The organism is Streptomyces luteogriseus (assembly GCF_014205055.1).
Lineage (GTDB): Bacteria > Actinomycetota > Actinomycetes > Streptomycetales > Streptomycetaceae > Streptomyces > Streptomyces luteogriseus.
The window spans coordinates 3,249,156-3,263,721 of sequence record NZ_JACHMS010000001.1; the positions used below are offsets into that span (position 1 = coordinate 3,249,156).

Genomic DNA, 14,566 nt, shown 5'->3' on the forward strand with positions numbered 1-14,566 from the left:
GTTGCAGAGATTGCAACACCGCAGATCAGGGAGGCTCCATGACGGCCGACATCGCCCAGTCCCTCGCCCGGCTCGCCGCCGAGCGCGTCGATCACCGCTTCAAGGGCCTCCCGCCGGACGCCGACGGGCTGACCGTCGCCGAGCTGGCCGGCCAGCGCCGCAACCTCTTCACCGGCGGCTTCGCCACGCCCGTGCTCGCGCTGTCCGCCGAGCGCCTGGAGCACAACCTGAAGCTCATGGAGACGTACGCGGCCCGGCACGGCCTGGCCTTCGCGCCGCACGGCAAGACTTCCATGGCGCCGCAGCTGTTCCAGCGGCAGATCGAGCACGGGGCGTGGGGCATCACGCTGGCCGTTCCGCACCAGGTGCGGGTGGCGCGGGCGTTCGGGACCCGGCGCGTGTTCCTGGCGAACGAGCTGGTCGACGCGGCGGCCCTGCGCTGGATCGCGGCGGAGCTGGACGCCGACCCGGACTTCGAACTGGTCTGTTACGTCGACTCCGTGCGCGGCGTCGAGCTGATGGACGCCGCTCTGCGGGACGCCGACGCCACCCGCCCGGTGGACGTCGTCGTCGAGCTCGCGGCCGGTGAGGGCGCCCGCACCGGCGTCCGTACGGAGACCGAGTGCGCGGCCATCGCGGACGCGGTGGCGGGGACGCGGACGCTGCGGCTGGTCGGCGTCGCGGGTTACGAGGGCGAGGTGCCGAAGGCCGACACCGCGCGGGTGGCGGCGTGGCTGCGGCGGCTGGTCGCGCTCGCGGCCGACTTCGACAAGGCCGGGCGGTTCACCGGGCTGGACGAGATCGTGGTCAGCGCGGGCGGCAGCGCCTGGTTCGACGCGGTCGCCGAGGTCTTCGCCGAGATCCCCGAACTGTCCCTGCCGGTCATGAAGTTGCTGCGCTCGGGCGCGTACGTCTCGCACGACGACGGCCACTACCGCAAGCTGACCCCGTTCAACCGGGTGCCCGATGAGGGCGCCCTGGAGCCGGCGTTCCGGCTGTGGACCCAGGTGGTGTCGCGGCCTTCGGCCGAGCAGGCCTTCGTCAACGCCGGCAAGCGGGACGCTGCCTACGACCTCGACCTGCCCTTCGCCCAGGTGATCCGCCGGGACGGCGCCGAGCGCCCGGCGACGGGCGTGTCGGTGACGGCCCTGTCCGACCAGCACGCCTGGCTCGCCACCACGCCGGAGGCGGACCTGGAGGTCGGCGACTGGGTCGGGCTCGGGCTGTCCCACCCGTGCACCTCGTTCGACAAGTGGCAGCTGATCCCCGTCGCGGAGGCGGACGGCACGGTCGTCGACTACGTCCGCACGTTCTTCTAGGAGGCCGGGCGCGATGGAAGAGCTGGTCATCCGGGACGCCGACGTCGTCGACGGCTCCGGCGCGGACGCGTACCGGGCCGATGTCGTGGTCGACGGCGGCCTGATCACATCGATCGTCAAGGAGGCCGCGGCGGCCGGCTGCCAGCGGCCGACAGCGCGCCGGGAGCTGGACGCCGAGGGGCTCGTCCTCTCCCCCGGCTTCGTCGACATGCACGCGCACAGCGACCTGGCGTTGCTGCGCGACCCCGACCACAGCGCCAAGGCCGCGCAGGGCGTCACGCTGGAGGTCATCGGCCAGGACGGGCTGTCGTACGCGCCGGTCGACGACCGCACGCTGGGCGAGGTGCGGCGGGCGATCGCCGGGTGGAACGGCCCGGGTGACGACATCGACTTCGACTGGCGCACGGTCGGCGAGTACCTGGACCGGCTGGACCGCGGGATCGCCGTGAACGCGGCCTACCTGATCCCGCAGGGCACGGTCCGGGCGCTCGCCGTCGGCTGGGAGGACCGCGAGGCGACCCCGGCCGAGCTGGACCGGATGCGCCGGCTGGTCGCCGAGGGCCTGGAACAGGGCGCCGTCGGCATGTCCTCGGGCCTGACGTACACGCCGGGCATGTACGCGAAGGACGCCGAACTGACCGAGCTGTGCCGGGTGGTGGCGTCGTACGGCGGCTACTACTGCCCGCACCACCGCTCCTACGGCGCCGGGGCCCTTCAGGCGTACGAGGAGATGGTCGCGCTGACCCGGGAGGCGGGCTGCTCCCTCCATCTCGCGCACGCCACCATGAACTTCGGCGTGAACAAGGGCCGGGCCCCGGAGCTGCTGGCCCTGCTGGACGAGGCGCTCGCGGCCGGGTCCGACATCAGCCTCGACACCTACCCGTACACCCCGGGCTGTACGACGCTGGCGGCCGTGCTGCCGAGCTGGGCGAGCGAGGGCGGACCGGAGCAGACCCTCAGACGGCTGGCGGACGAGGAGACGGCGGAACGGATCCGTCACCATCTGGAGGTCACCGGCTCGGACGGCTGCCACGGGGTGCCCGTCGAGTGGGACACGATCGAGATCTCGGGCGTGGGCGATCCGGCCCTGGCCGATTTCGTCGGCCGGACGATCCAGGAGTCGGCGGACCGGCGGCGCGAGGGGCCCTGGGTGACCGCACGCGGACTGCTGCTGGCCGACCGGCTGGCCCCGACGATCCTCCAGCACGTCGGGCACGAGGAGAACGTCCGGGCGATCATGCGCCACCGGGTGCACACCGGCGGCTCGGACGGCATCCTCCAGGGCGCGAAACCGCACCCGCGCGCCTACGGCACGTTCCCGCACTATCTCGGGCACTACGTCAGGGAGTTGGGGGTGCTGTCGCTGGAGGAGTGCGTCGCGCACCTCACCTCGCGCCCGGCCGCGCGGCTCCGGCTGCCCGACCGGGGTCTGGTCCGCGAGGGCTACAAGGCCGACCTGGTGCTCTTCGACCCGGCGACGGTCGCGGCGGGCTCCACCTTCGCGGAGCCGCGCACGCTCCCGACGGGCATCCCGTACGTCCTGGTCGACGGCCGGTTCGCGATCGAGGACGGCCGCCGCACGGATGTACTGGCGGGCCGGGCGGTCCGCAGGACTCCTCCCGCGTGACCGCCCGGCCGGCACCCTGCCTTACGGCTTGGGCAGGGTGCAGCCGCTCGCGCTCAGGTCGAGCTTGTTGTCGATCCCGAAGCAGGCCGGGATCCCGTAGGTCTCCTGGGCGTAGTTGATGCCCTTGCGGACGGTCACGTTGCCGTTCGCGTCGACCTCGCACGGGTTGTTCACCGTGCAGCGCTCACCGTCCTCGTTGCCGGTGTTGTTGATGGCGACGACCTTGTTGGTGGCCTGGTCGACGACGGGCGAGCCGGACGTGCCGCCGATGGTGTTGCAGGCGGAGGTGTAGCGGACCGAGTCCTTCCAGGTCCAGTCGCCCTCCTTCAGGGTGGGGACGAACCCGTCGATGGTGCAGCTGTAGATCCGCTTCCAGTAGCCGGAGGGGATGCTGATGGCGGTGCCGGCCACCGGGTGACTGTCGTTCAGCGTCAGCGGGTTGATGTTGTACGAGCTCTTGATCTGCGCGTACGTGGTGGTGAGCTGGTACAGCGCGACGTCCGTGTCGGTCATCGTGCCGTAGGCGAGCTTGGCGGCGCGCAGGGTGGCGACGCGCGAGCCGGAGGAGTTGAGCAGAGTGAAGCTGCGGCTGGAGGCCTTGTCGACGAGGACCTCGCCGGGGCCGGGGAACCCGGACTCCAGGCAGTGGCCGTTGGTCATCACGAGCGCCGGGTCGTCGGCCTCGGAGTCCGGCATGCGGACGACGGAGCCGGAGCAGTTGCTGAGCGCGACGGTACCGGCGAAGTTCAAGGCCTTGGCCTGCCGGCCGCGAAGCCCGGACAGCGTCTGCTCCACGGACGTGGCCACACCCGAGACGGCGGACGTGAGCTCGCCCGTGTCCGCGGCCTTGCCGACGCCCGTGGGGGCGGCATCGGCAGCGGTCGCGGGGGCCGCGCCGGCCCCGGCTATCGCCAGGGCGCAGAACGCGGCGGCGAGAGGTTTTCTCATGGGGGGTCCCCTCTTGCGACGGAGGCGACCGGAAATCTTCCGGCCGCCCGCACTGTTGTCATGTGCATTGTGATCGTCGCAGGGGGGCGGCACAAGAACCTGTTCCACAACCGGAATTGCGGAATCCTGTTCCGACCCTACTCAACCGCCCTTACCGGACGGTCACTTGGGCCCCTTTGTACCCCCGGGGCCACGTCCGGGCTTCTCCCCGGATCTGCCGGGCGCCAAGGCCGTGTCAGCGGGGGCGGGGGCCGTCGAGGCACCGCCCGTCGGGCCGGTGGCCGGGGGCGGCGCACTGTCCGTCCCGGACGCGGAGGGAGTCCGGCCCGCCCCGGAGGAGGGCGACACGGACGCGGTGCCGGACGACTCGTCAGAACCGCCCGGCCCGGCGACGAGCGGAGCCTCGGAGCCCTTGGCCGGACTCGATGCCCCACTCTCCGCCGTCGGCGACTCCCCCGCCGTCGGACCCGTGCGGCCTCCCTCGCCGCCCGGCGTCCCGCCGGAAGGCGACCCCGAGAGGGCGAACCCGGCGATCAGGGCGACCGCCGACACGGCCCCCACGGCACCGGCGGCGACCGCCACGCGGCGCGCGGGCCGGGGAGCCGGCTTGCGCCGGGCCCGGTGCCCCCCACCGGCGGCCCGGCCTCGCTGCGGCACCGCGGGCAGCTCACGGGTGTCGCCGGCACCGTCGGCGCCGCCCATGCCGGCGGGGTGCGGGCCGCCGCCGGGGTATGCGCGCGTGACGTCCGCGCCGTCGACGGAGTGCGCACCGTCGGCGGGATAGGCACCGCCGGCGGGATACGCACCGTCGCCGGGGTGCGCACCGTCGCCTGGGTGCCCACCGTCGGCTGGGTGCACATCGGGGCGGGAGGCGCCTGTGCCGTCCGCGCCGCCCGGGTGCCCGGCACCGCCGCCGTCCGTCGTGTCGTACGCCGTCGTGTCGTACACGTCCTGCCATCCATGCGCCGCCGCCGGATCCGCGTACGCGTCGTAGACGGGGGGTGCGGCGGCCTGCGGCAGGTACACGTTCGGCGCGCCCTGCGCCTCGCGACCGGTCACTCCGTCGGCGTACTCGAATGGCTTGGACATGGCGGCGCATTCTAGGGACCGAAGGTGCTGGTGGGACAGCGCGCGGCGATATCGCCCCAAATAGCCGCGTCTCACGTGGCGGAAAACACGACCCGGGACGCGTTACCGGGCCGTAAGCTCCCAGACATGCAGGTGATCCAGTCGACCAAGCTCGCCAATGTCTGTTACGAGATCCGGGGCCCGGTTCTCGAGGAGGCGATGCGCCTGGAAGCAGCAGGGCACCGCATCCTCAAGCTGAACACCGGCAACCCGGCGGCGTTCGGTTTCGAGTGCCCGCCGGAGATCCTGGAGGACGTCCTCCGCAACGTGTCGTCGGCACACGGCTACGGAGACGCCAAGGGTCTGCTGGCCGCGCGCCGGGCCGTCGTGATGCACAACCAGACCCTCGGCATCGAGACGGACGTCGAGCACGTCTTCATCGGCAACGGCGTCTCCGAGCTGATCGTGATGGCGATGCAGGGCCTGCTGGACGACGGCGACGAGGTCCTGGTCCCCGCGCCCGACTACCCGCTGTGGACCGCCGCCGTCTCCCTGTCCGGCGGCACCGCCGTGCACTACCGCTGCGACGAGCAGGCCGACTGGAAGCCGGACCTCGCCGACATCGAGCGCAAGGTCACCGACCGCACCAAGGCGCTCGTGATCATCAACCCCAACAACCCGACCGGGGCCGTCTACGACGAGGCGATGATCAAGGGCCTGACCGACATCGCCCGCCGCCACAACCTGCTCGTCTGCTCCGACGAGATCTACGACAAGATCCTCTACGACGACGCCGTGCACACCCCGACCGCCGCCGTCGCCCCCGACCTGCTCACCCTCACCTTCAACGGCATGTCGAAGGCCTACCGGGTGGCCGGATACCGGGTCGGCTGGATGTCGATCTCCGGGCCGCGCGCCCACGCCGACTCCTACATCGAGGGTCTGACGATCCTGGCGAACATGCGCCTGTGCGCGAACATGCCCGGGCAGCACGGGGTCGTCGCGGCGCTCAGCGGGCGCCAGACGATCAACGACCTGGTGCTGCCGGGCGGGCGGCTGCGCGAGCAGCGGGACACGGCGTACGAGCTGCTGACGCAGATTCCCGGGGTGTCCTGCGTGAAGCCGAAGGGCGCGCTGTACCTCTTCCCGCGCCTCGACCCCAAGGTCTTCAAGATCAAGGACGACCGCCGGATGGTCCTGGACCTGCTCCGGCGCGAAAAGATCATGGTCGTCCAGGGCACGGGCTTCAACTGGCCGGAGCCGGACCACTTCCGGGTGGTGACCCTGCCGACGGTCGGCGACCTGACCGACGCGATAGGGCGGATCGGGCACTTCCTGGACGGCTACAGCCAGCCCTGACCCCGCACTCCCGACTCGCCCTCGACCGCCTGCTCACGCTTTGTGTGCAGGCGGTCCTGTTTTGTGAACAACTCAACTTTAGACGAGATCTAAGCTAGGATGGTTTCCTGTAAGCACACAGGAGGCCTTCCCATGTACGAACCGATCCGCGACAAGTCGGTCCACAGCACGGTGGACGGCCCCAACCCCGACTTCCCCCACCGCTCCCGTGAGGAAGAGCTGGACATCCAGCTCGCGGGCCATCTCGCCGCCCTGCTCGCCGTCACGGACGAGCTGCGCGCGACACAGGCCTCCGCCGACCTGGACACGGCCGCGGGGCGGCTCGCGGAGCAGGTGAGCCGACTGCGCGGCGGGCGCGCCCCTGTGCGCGCGTCGACGAGCGGCCGACGCGACCGCGGCACCGCGGCCCTGCACCGGAGGGCGCACGCCCTGGCGGGCCGGGCGCTGGTCGTCGCCGCCTCCCGCGCCGACACGGCGGCGGCGATCCTGGCCGCCGAGCGGATGGACGCCCACACGGCGGCCCTGGAGCCCGAACTCGCGTCCCGCTGAGCCCCGCCGGGCTCCCCCTGACGGCCCCGGTCCGCGCGCACCCGCAGCGACGCGCGGACCGGGCGCCACGAACCGTTCCACGAGGGCATCCTGGATGCTCCTGCTGCTCGTGAACATCACGTTGCCAACTCCCCGTTGCCGCGCTCGCCCCGCTGATACTGGCCGGGCAGCGGCGGGAGGGTGGGAAGCAGCGTGGAGTGGACGGTGTGGGCGGGACTGGCCGCGGGACTGCTGATCGCGGTGGTGACCGCGCCGGTCGGGGTGTCCGGGGCGGTGTTCCTCCTTCCGGTCCACCTGAGCGTCTTCGGTGTGCCGAGTCCGGCGATTACGCCGACGAATCTCCTGTTCAATGTGGTGGCCGGGCCGGGCGCCCTGTGGCGGTACCGCCGCGACGGCGCTCTGCGCGGCGGCCTGGCCCGGCGTCTGGTCGTCGGCACCCTGCCCGGCGTCGTCCTCGGAGCCGCGATCCGTGTCTTCGCTCTCCCCGGCCCCGGCGTCTTCCGGCTCCTGATCGCCATCCTGCTGCTGCCGCTCGGCTTGTGGCTGTGCGTCCGTACCCTCGCCCCGGCCCGCCACCGGCCGGACGCCGCGGCGGAACCGTCCCCGGCCGCGCTCACTGCCCTGGCTCTCGGGGTGGGCGTGATCGGCGGCATCTACGGCATCGGCGGCGGATCCCTCCTCGGGCCGGTCCTCGCCGCCCGCGGCCTGCCCATGACCCGGGTGGCGCCGGCCGCCCTCGCGGCCACGTTCGCCACCTCCGTCGTCGGTGCCACCGTGTATGCGGTCCTGTCCCTGCTCAGCTCCGGGGACGTCGCTCCCGACTGGTGGCTGGGGCTGTCCTGCGGGGTGGGCGGTCTGGTCGGCGGCTACCTGGGGGCCCGGCTTCAGCCCCGCCTGCCCGAGAATGTGCTGCGGCTCCTGCTCGGCATTCTCGCCACCAGCGTCGGCGGGATGTACGCGCTCCAGGCCCTGACGTGAACCCGTCCCATGGCTCATGCGGGGCTACGCAGCAGTGATGATCCCCCTCTTTCTTCTGGCCTTCGCGCTGCGTCATCCGCCTGGTGCGGGGCCTCCGCCCACGCCGGTGACAAACGGGCACGAACTCCGCCTTCGCGGAGCCGCCGGGGTCATGCGTCAGGTGCCGACTTGAGGGACGCGACGAAGGACGTCCAGGCCGGGGCCGTGAGGGTGAGGACCGGGCCGTGGGGGACCTTGGAGTCACGGACGGGCACGACGGCGGTGTGGGCGTCGCAGACTTCGAGGCAGTTGCCGCCGTCGCCGTTGCTGTAGGTGCTCTTGCGCCAGCGGGCGGCGCCGGGGAAGGCCTCGGCCACCTCGACGCAGTCGCCGCCCGTTCCGTTGCTGTAGCTGCTCTTGCGCCAGACGGCAGTGCTCAAGTCAATCGCGCTGCTTGCCATTTCGTACATCCTCAGCCGTTTGTTGAATCAGGGCGAGGGACGCCTCGGGTGGCAGTGCGGCGGCCCTGAGCAGATCGTACGACCGGCGGTACTCCTCCACGAGAGCCGAATCGTCGATTGTGTCCCCGCTGTGCTGAGACTCCAAGTAGACCAACGGTGGGGCATCGAAGAAGGTCATGACCTTGGCCATCCCCATCATGAGTGGGTGCGGCCCACAGTTCCACGGAAGAACCTGGGGAACGATCCGACGGCGATGCGCCAGCGCAGCGATGTGCTCCAACTGCTCGGCGGTCCGCTCCGGGGGAAGAACCGGTTGCCGCAGCAGCACCTCGGAGAGGATCGCCCAGTACATGGGCGTCTTGTGGTTGTCCTCGAACAGGCGCGCCCGTGCCAGTCGGGCGCTGACCTTCTCCTCTACCTCCTCCTCCTGAGCCAGCGGCATGGCTGCTCGAACGAGCGCCCGGGCATAGGCGTCCGTCTGCAGCAAGCCGGGGATCAAGGTCGGACACCACTCCTCGATGGACTTGGCGTGCCGCTCCGCCTCCAGCACCCGCTCGAAGTAGCTCGCGTGCCCCCGCCGTTTCGCCCGCCGCACGTCCTCGCAACGCCGCCTGAAGAAGCCGTCCGTGCCCAGCACCCTGTCCACGTGCTCGGCGAGTTCCGCCGGCATCCGGCGCGTTCCCCGCTCGATCTCGCTGAGGTGGCTCGGGCCGTAGAAGCTGCCCTCGACGAGCTGCTGGAGGGTGAGGCCCGCCTCCTCCCGTTTCCAGCGCAACTCGCTGCCGTAGAAGGTCGGGACGCCCGTCGAACCGTCGATGTCCTTGCGCTGACCCATCGTTCACCGTCCTTGGTGTGCCGTTACCGCCCGCTACCGGCCCTTGCGCCACGCAGCCGCAGTTCAGGAGCGGGAGACCGAAGGGCTGTCACGCTACGACGGTCGGCGCCAGAGTGTGAGGAGTTCGTCACTCAGCGCACTGGAAGGTGTGAACCCCATGCACAGCCCCGCCGAAGCCGACGCCTGCGTCGAGGAGTTGCGAGCCGCGCTCGCCGCACACGGCATCACCCTGCCGTCCCTCGGCATCGATCTCCCGGCCTTCGCCTCCCGCTGCCCCACGCGGCCGCTGATCGTGCTCGGCAACTGCAACCTCCGCACCGCCGGAGCGCTGACGGCCGCCCTCCGCAAGGGCGCGGCGTGATGCGGCCGACGGTGGCGCTGGAGTTGCTCGCGACCCCCGGCGAGGTGTCCGGTGTGCGGCGAGCGCTGCGCTCGTACGGGACCGACGTGCAGCTCTGCGCGAGCGAGCTCGTCACGAACGTGATCCGGCACGTCGGGGAGGGCGTCCCCTGACGGTGCGGGTGTGGCCGGAGGAGGGCGGGCGGGTCCGACTGGGGGTCACCGATCCCGATCCCCGGGCCTTGCCCGTCCTGGTCGCAGCGGCCGGGGCCGAGGCGGAATCCGGCCGAGGGCTCGCGCTGCTGGACGCGCTGGCCGTGCGGTGGGGCGTGGAGCAGGAGGCCGGCCGCAAGACGGTGTGGTGCGAACTGCTCACCGACGCCGAAGCCGTCGCCGTCACCGCCGCCGGCACACCGGAAACGCCCGAGCGCCCCGGTCGACGTAGGCGGTCGGCCGGAGCGCTCGGTCATTCATCGGCACGTTCGTGAGCCCGCGGAGCGGGCCGCGCCGAAGCGGGCGGGAGTGGGCCTGTCGCCGCCGGGTTCCGTCGGGGCGGACGGAGAGCGGCGACGGGCCCGGTACCCCGCACGCCGTTGTGCGGGCCCCGCCAGTCGGTTCCGCGGCCGGCCGTGACGATGTTGCTGGTCAGGGCACTGTCGGTTCCAGCCGGCCGCGGAGTACAGGGGGTGGGCTCAGCCCAGGCGCTCGACCAGCGCGCGGTACTGGTCCCACAGCTCCTTCGGCGTGTGGTCGCCGAAGGTGTTGAGGTGCTCGGGGACCAGGGCGGCCTCCTCGCGCCAGACCTCCTTGTCGACCGTGAGCAGGAACTCCAGGTCGGAGTCGGCCAGTTCCAGGCCGTCGGTGTCGAGGGCCTCCTTGGTCGGCAGGACCCCGATCGGAGTCTCGACGCCCTCGGCCGTGCCCTCCAGGCGCTCCACGATCCACTTCAGGACGCGGCTGTTCTCACCGAAGCCGGGCCAGACGAACTTGCCCTCGTCGTCCTTGCGGAACCAGTTGACGTAGTAGATCTTCGGCAGCTTGGACTGGTCCTTGTCCTTGGCCACGTCGACCCAGTGGGCCATGTAGTCGCCCATGTTGTAGCCGCAGAACGGCAGCATCGCGAACGGGTCGCGGCGCAGCTCACCGACCTTGCCCTCGGCGGCGGCGGTCTTCTCGGAGGCCACGTTGGCACCGAGGAACACGCCGTGGTTCCAGTCGAAGGACTCCGTCACCAGCGGCACGGCGGTGGCGCGGCGGCCACCGAAGAGGATCGCCGAGATCGGCACACCCTTGGGGTCCTCCCACTCCGGCGCGATGATCGGGCACTGCGAGGCCGGGACGGTGAAGCGGGCGTTGGGGTGGGCGGCCGGGACGCCGGACTCGGGCGTCCAGTCGTTGCCCTTCCAGTCCGTCAGGTGGGCCGGAGTCTCCTCCGTCATGCCCTCCCACCAGATGTCGTTGTCGTCGGTGAGGGCGACGTTGGTGAAGACGGAGTTGCCCCACAGCGTCTTCATCGCGTTGGCGTTGGTGTGCTCGCCGGTGCCGGGCGCGACACCGAAGAAGCCGGCCTCGGGGTTGATCGCGTACAGGCGGCCGTCCTCGCCGAAGCGCATCCAGGCGATGTCGTCGCCGATGGTCTCGACGGTCCAGCCGGGGACGGTCGGCTCCAGCATGGCGAGGTTGGTCTTGCCGCAGGCGCTCGGGAAGGCCGCGGCGACGTACTTGGCCTCGCCGCGCGGCGGGGTCAGCTTCAGGACCAGCATGTGCTCGGCGAGCCAGCCCTCGTCACGGGCCATGACGGAGGCGATGCGCAGGGCGTAGCACTTCTTGCCGAGCAGGGCGTTGCCGCCGTAGCCCGAGCCGTAGGACCAGATCTCGCGGTCCTCGGGGAAGTGCGAGATGTACTTGGTCTGGTTGCAGGGCCAGGGGACGTCCGCCTGGCCGGGCTCCAGCGGGGCGCCCAGGGTGTGCACGGCCTTGACGAAGAAGCCGTCGGAGCCGAGCTCGTCCAGGACGGCCTGGCCCATGCGCGTCATCGTGCGCATCGACACGGCGACGTACGCCGAGTCCGTGATCTCCACACCGAGTGCGGACAGCGGCGAGCCGAGCGGGCCCATGCAGAAGGGCACGACGTACATGGTCCGGCCGCGCATCGAGCCGCGGAACAGGCCGCCCTGGCCCTCGGAGCCCTGGAAGATCTCCCGCATCTCGGCGGGGGCCTTCCAGTGGTTGGTCGGGCCCGCGTCCGCCTCCTTCTCGGAGCAGATGAACGTCCGGTCCTCCACGCGGGCGACGTCGGTGGGGTCGGAGGCCGCGTAGTAGGAGTGGGGGCGCTTGATCGGGTCGAGTTTCCGGAAGGTGCCCTTCTCGACGAGCTCCCCGCACAGGCGCTCGTACTCGGCCTCGGATCCGTCACACCAGACCACGTTGTCCGGCTGCGTCAGTTCTGCGATCTCGTTGACCCACGAGATCAGTCCCTGATGGGTGGTGGGGACGGTGGGAGCCGCGATGTCGCGCGCCACGATTGCTCCTAAATGAGGGTTTTTTTGTGATGTGGAGGCCCCGTGGGGGCTGCGACCCGGATGCTTCAGGGTGGATCTTGGCGCTCATCCGGTGCCGACCGCACTCATTTGATCATCCGACGTGCGCGCCCATCTGTCCAGAGGAGCGCACAGGTGAGCAACGTGAGGCTCGCCACGGTTTCCCGCGCCGTCTTTACGTGCACGTTGCGTTCACCTGACAGTCCGTTTGCGTGACCATCTCGGGGTCGCGGTGAGAGGATGGCCACTCTTCACCGGACAAGGCGAGGCACTGATACGTGACTTACGGTTCCGTAGCTACCATTCGTCCATGACTGCGTTCGTCCCCGACGCGCCCACGGACTCGGCGGCCGACGGCCACGGTCCGAAGGCGCTCGATCTGCCGCACCCGGTGAAGCCGAAGCTGCGCGGCTGGCTGCATCTCGGCATGTTCCCGGCCGCCCTGGTCGCCGGCCTGGTGCTGACCGCCCTCGCCGACTCCACCAGGGGACGCATCGCCTGCGGGATCTTCGCCCTGACGGCATGCCTGCTGTTCGGCGTGAGCGCGCTGTACCACCGGGGCAACTGGAGCCCCCGCATGGACGGCGTCCTGCGTCGGCTGGACCACGCCAACATCTTCCTGATCATCGCGGGCACCTACACGCCGCTGACCATGCTGCTCCTGCCGGGAGCCAAGGGGCAGTGGCTGCTGTGGGGCATCTGGGGTGCGGCCGTGGCCGGCATTCTCTTCCGGGTCTTCTGGGTCGGCGCCCCGCGCTGGCTCTACACGCCCTGCTACATCGCGATGGGCTGGGCGGCCGTCTTCTACCTGCCCGATTTCATGCGGACCGGCGGCATCGCCGTCCTCGTCCTGGTCGTCGTCGGCGGCCTGCTCTACAGCGCCGGCGGCGTGGTCTACGGGATCAAGCGGCCGAACCCGTCACCGCGCTGGTTCGGTTTCCACGAGGTGTTCCACTCCCTCACCCTGGCGGCCTTCATCGCGCACTACGTGGGGATCTCGCTGGTGGCGTACCAGCACGGATAGCCTCCCTCCCCCCACTCGGGCCACGGCTGCCGGCCGTGGCCCTCCGCACGCCCGGACCACTCCGATGGCCGACAATGACCTCCATGACGGCCCCTCGCACCACCGCCGCCGGCCGGCCCCCGCTGGGGCTCCGGGAGCGGAAGAAGATCAAGACCCGCCAGGCGATCCGCACCGCGGCCTACGCGCTGATCGAGGAGCAGGGCTACGACGCCACGACGATCGAGCAGATCGCCGACCGCGCCGAGGTGTCGCCGTCGACCGTCTTCCGGTACTTCCCCGCCAAGGAGGACATCGTCGTCACCGACGAATGGGGCCCGGTGATGACGGCCGAGCTCCGTGCTCGGCCCACGGACGAGTCGTGGGCCGACACCCTGCGGTACGTGTTGCGCACGGCCCTCGATCTGGGCCTCGCCGAGGAGCCCGCCGTCATCCGGCTGCGGACGCGGCTCGGGGTCGAGGTGCCCGCGGTCCGGGCCCGCATGCTGGAGAACGCCGCGGCCACCGGCCGGCTGCTCCGGGACGCCCTGGCGGAGCGCTCCGGACTCGACCCCGACAGCCTGGAGCTGCGCGTCTTCTCCATGTCCGTGATGGGCGGGCTGATGGAGGTCGGCCACTACTGGGCCGAGACCGGCCACCACGACGACATCCGGGATCTCGTCGACCGCGCCCTGCACGTCCTGGAGCACGGCCTGCCGACCGGAAAACACTGAGGCCGGCGCAGTGCGCCATGGCATCCTGACCGGGTGAACGGTCCCGAGATCCAGGTCGAGTTCGCCCCCGAGCTGCATGTGTTCGTGCCCCGGGCCCGAGCGGCGGGCGCCGTGCGGGCCGCCACCGACGGCGTCTCCAGCCTCGGCCATGTCGTCGAGTCGCTGGGCGTGCCGCTGACCGAGGTCGGCGCGCTGCTCGTGGACGGCCGCGAGGTGCCCTTCGCGCACGTCCCGGCGGCCGGCGAGTCGGTGACCGTGCGGGCCGTCGCCCGCCCCCAGCAGGTCCCGGGCGCTCCCCTGCGCTTCCTCCTCGACGTGCACCTCGGCACGCTGGCCCGTCGGCTGCGCCTCCTCGGCGTGGACACGGCCTACGAGTCGACCGACATCGGCGACCCGGCCCTCGCGGCGCGTTCGGCGGCCGAGCGGCGGGTGATGCTGAGCCGCGACCGGGGGCTGCTGCGGCGCCGGGAGCTGTGGGCGGGGGCGTTCGTGTACAGCACGCGGCCCGAGGAGCAGCTGCGGGACGTGCTGGAGCGGTTCCGGCCCGAGTTGCTTCCCTGGACGCGGTGCACGGCCTGCAACGGGGTGCTGCGCGAGGCGACGAAGGACGAGGTCGCCGATCAGCTGAAGCACGGGACGCATGCGACGTACGACGTGTTCGCGCAGTGCACGGCGTGCGGCCGGGCCTATTGGCGGGGGGCGCATCATGAGCAGTTGGAGGCGATCGTGGAACAGGCGATCGCGCTTCGCGCGGAGCGCCATTGAGGTGAGCGCCGCGGGGAACCGCGGTCGGTGTGGCCCGTCGCGCAGTTCCCCGCGCCCCCGACAGG

General features: G+C 71.4%; 16 protein-coding genes. 11 read left to right on the top strand and 5 right to left on the bottom strand.

The annotated features are described in order from the left end of the window. Positions 1 to 38 precede the first annotated feature (38 nt). Together BJ965_RS13915 and BJ965_RS13920 are read left to right on the top strand one after the other, a co-directional pair. Positions 39 to 1,319, top strand: a complete 1,281-nt coding sequence (locus BJ965_RS13915) for an amino acid deaminase (protein ID WP_184908929.1) — start codon at positions 39 to 41, stop codon at positions 1,317 to 1,319. Between the two features lie 13 nt (positions 1,320 to 1,332). Continuing rightward, positions 1,333 to 2,946 carry an N-acyl-D-amino-acid deacylase family protein gene (locus BJ965_RS13920; protein WP_184908930.1) on the top strand — a complete coding sequence of 538 codons (1,614 nt, stop codon included), beginning with the start codon at positions 1,333 to 1,335 and terminating at the stop codon, positions 2,944 to 2,946. A 21-nt stretch (positions 2,947 to 2,967) separates the two neighbouring features. Here the strand turns inward: BJ965_RS13920 and BJ965_RS13925 are convergent, their stop codons facing one another. Next, positions 2,968 to 3,894, bottom strand: coding sequence for a S1 family peptidase (locus BJ965_RS13925; protein ID WP_184908931.1), 927 nt, complete (start codon positions 3,892 to 3,894; stop codon positions 2,968 to 2,970). A gap of 162 nt (positions 3,895 to 4,056) precedes the next feature. Next, the gene (locus BJ965_RS13930) at positions 4,057 to 4,983 is read right to left on the bottom strand and encodes a hypothetical protein (RefSeq protein WP_184908932.1); all 927 of its coding nucleotides are present in this window, start codon (positions 4,981 to 4,983) and stop codon (positions 4,057 to 4,059) included. Between the two features lie 126 nt (positions 4,984 to 5,109). Here BJ965_RS13930 and BJ965_RS13935 point away from each other — a divergent pair, with 126 nt between their 5' ends. The 3 genes from BJ965_RS13935 to BJ965_RS13945 all read left to right on the top strand — a co-directional run bounded on the left by BJ965_RS13935 (position 5,110) and on the right by BJ965_RS13945 (position 7,848). After that, positions 5,110 to 6,321 carry a pyridoxal phosphate-dependent aminotransferase gene (locus BJ965_RS13935; RefSeq protein ID WP_184908933.1) on the top strand — a complete coding sequence of 404 codons (1,212 nt, stop codon included), beginning with the start codon at positions 5,110 to 5,112 and terminating at the stop codon, positions 6,319 to 6,321. A gap of 132 nt (positions 6,322 to 6,453) precedes the next feature. Next, a complete protein-coding gene (locus BJ965_RS13940) occupies positions 6,454 to 6,870 on the top strand; it encodes an SCO4983 family protein (RefSeq protein WP_184908934.1) in 417 nt (138 codons plus the stop codon). A gap of 192 nt (positions 6,871 to 7,062) precedes the next feature. Beyond that, positions 7,063 to 7,848, top strand: a complete 786-nt coding sequence (locus BJ965_RS13945; protein ID WP_184908935.1) for a sulfite exporter TauE/SafE family protein — start codon at positions 7,063 to 7,065, stop codon at positions 7,846 to 7,848. A 149-nt stretch (positions 7,849 to 7,997) separates the two neighbouring features. Here the strand turns inward: BJ965_RS13945 and BJ965_RS13950 are convergent, their stop codons facing one another. Both BJ965_RS13950 and BJ965_RS13955 read right to left on the bottom strand, forming a co-directional pair. After that, positions 7,998 to 8,288 carry a DUF397 domain-containing protein gene (locus tag BJ965_RS13950; protein WP_184908936.1) on the bottom strand — a complete coding sequence of 97 codons (291 nt, stop codon included), beginning with the start codon at positions 8,286 to 8,288 and terminating at the stop codon, positions 7,998 to 8,000. After that, the gene (locus BJ965_RS13955) at positions 8,269 to 9,123 is read right to left on the bottom strand and encodes a helix-turn-helix domain-containing protein (protein ID WP_184908937.1); all 855 of its coding nucleotides are present in this window, start codon (positions 9,121 to 9,123) and stop codon (positions 8,269 to 8,271) included. Before BJ965_RS13955 ends, BJ965_RS13950 begins: the two co-directional genes overlap by 20 nt. A gap of 157 nt (positions 9,124 to 9,280) precedes the next feature. Between BJ965_RS13955 and BJ965_RS13960 the strand changes: the two genes are divergently transcribed. The 3 genes from BJ965_RS13960 (at position 9,281) to BJ965_RS40150 (ending at position 9,950) form a co-directional block, all read left to right on the top strand. Further along, positions 9,281 to 9,484, top strand: coding sequence for a hypothetical protein (locus BJ965_RS13960; RefSeq protein WP_184908938.1), 204 nt, complete (start codon positions 9,281 to 9,283; stop codon positions 9,482 to 9,484). Continuing rightward, on the top strand, positions 9,484 to 9,636 hold the full coding sequence (locus BJ965_RS40145) for a hypothetical protein (RefSeq protein WP_313666859.1): 153 nt from the start codon (positions 9,484 to 9,486) through the stop codon (positions 9,634 to 9,636). Before BJ965_RS13960 ends, BJ965_RS40145 begins: the two co-directional genes overlap by 1 nt. Positions 9,637 to 9,704: 68 nt before the next feature. Further along, positions 9,705 to 9,950 (top strand): hypothetical protein, encoded by a 246-nt coding sequence (locus BJ965_RS40150; RefSeq protein WP_313666860.1) that lies wholly within the window; start codon positions 9,705 to 9,707, stop codon positions 9,948 to 9,950. A gap of 204 nt (positions 9,951 to 10,154) precedes the next feature. Here the strand turns inward: BJ965_RS40150 and BJ965_RS13970 are convergent, their stop codons facing one another. Continuing rightward, entirely contained in the window at positions 10,155 to 11,984 is a 1,830-nt protein-coding gene (locus tag BJ965_RS13970) for a phosphoenolpyruvate carboxykinase (GTP) (RefSeq protein WP_184908939.1), read from the bottom strand. Positions 11,985 to 12,312: 328 nt separating this feature from the next. Between BJ965_RS13970 and trhA the strand changes: the two genes are divergently transcribed. The 3 genes from trhA (at position 12,313) to BJ965_RS13985 (ending at position 14,501) form a co-directional block, all read left to right on the top strand. Beyond that, complete coding sequence (gene trhA, locus BJ965_RS13975) at positions 12,313 to 13,026, top strand: PAQR family membrane homeostasis protein TrhA (protein WP_184908940.1); 714 nt, start codon at positions 12,313 to 12,315, stop codon at positions 13,024 to 13,026. 83 nt (positions 13,027 to 13,109) lie between these two features. After that, positions 13,110 to 13,736 (top strand): TetR/AcrR family transcriptional regulator, encoded by a 627-nt coding sequence (locus tag BJ965_RS13980; RefSeq protein ID WP_449343238.1) that lies wholly within the window; start codon positions 13,110 to 13,112, stop codon positions 13,734 to 13,736. A 33-nt stretch (positions 13,737 to 13,769) separates the two neighbouring features. Beyond that, positions 13,770 to 14,501, top strand: coding sequence for a Mut7-C RNAse domain-containing protein (locus tag BJ965_RS13985; protein ID WP_184908942.1), 732 nt, complete (start codon positions 13,770 to 13,772; stop codon positions 14,499 to 14,501). The last annotated feature ends 65 nt before the right edge of the window (positions 14,502 to 14,566 follow it).

Excerpts from the sequence above, each read along its gene's own strand:
- BJ965_RS13935 (WP_184908933.1), top strand. The coding sequence starts at position 5,110 with ATGCAGGTGATCCAGTCGACCAAGCTCGCCAATGTCTGTTACGAGATC.
- BJ965_RS13950 (WP_184908936.1), bottom strand. The coding sequence starts at position 8,288 with ATGGCAAGCAGCGCGATTGACTTGAGCACTGCCGTCTGGCGCAAGAGC.
- BJ965_RS13955 (WP_184908937.1), bottom strand. The coding sequence starts at position 9,123 with ATGGGTCAGCGCAAGGACATCGACGGTTCGACGGGCGTCCCGACCTTC.
- BJ965_RS13940 (WP_184908934.1), top strand. The coding sequence starts at position 6,454 with ATGTACGAACCGATCCGCGACAAGTCGGTCCACAGCACGGTGGACGGC.
- BJ965_RS13915 (WP_184908929.1), top strand. The coding sequence starts at position 39 with ATGACGGCCGACATCGCCCAGTCCCTCGCCCGGCTCGCCGCCGAGCGC.
- trhA (WP_184908940.1), top strand. The coding sequence starts at position 12,313 with ATGACTGCGTTCGTCCCCGACGCGCCCACGGACTCGGCGGCCGACGGC.
- BJ965_RS40145 (WP_313666859.1), top strand. The coding sequence starts at position 9,484 with ATGCGGCCGACGGTGGCGCTGGAGTTGCTCGCGACCCCCGGCGAGGTG.
- BJ965_RS13980 (WP_449343238.1), top strand. The coding sequence starts at position 13,110 with ATGACGGCCCCTCGCACCACCGCCGCCGGCCGGCCCCCGCTGGGGCTC.
- BJ965_RS13930 (WP_184908932.1), bottom strand. The coding sequence starts at position 4,983 with ATGTCCAAGCCATTCGAGTACGCCGACGGAGTGACCGGTCGCGAGGCG.
- BJ965_RS13960 (WP_184908938.1), top strand. The coding sequence starts at position 9,281 with ATGCACAGCCCCGCCGAAGCCGACGCCTGCGTCGAGGAGTTGCGAGCC.
- BJ965_RS13920 (WP_184908930.1), top strand. The coding sequence starts at position 1,333 with ATGGAAGAGCTGGTCATCCGGGACGCCGACGTCGTCGACGGCTCCGGC.
- BJ965_RS13925 (WP_184908931.1), bottom strand. The coding sequence starts at position 3,894 with ATGAGAAAACCTCTCGCCGCCGCGTTCTGCGCCCTGGCGATAGCCGGG.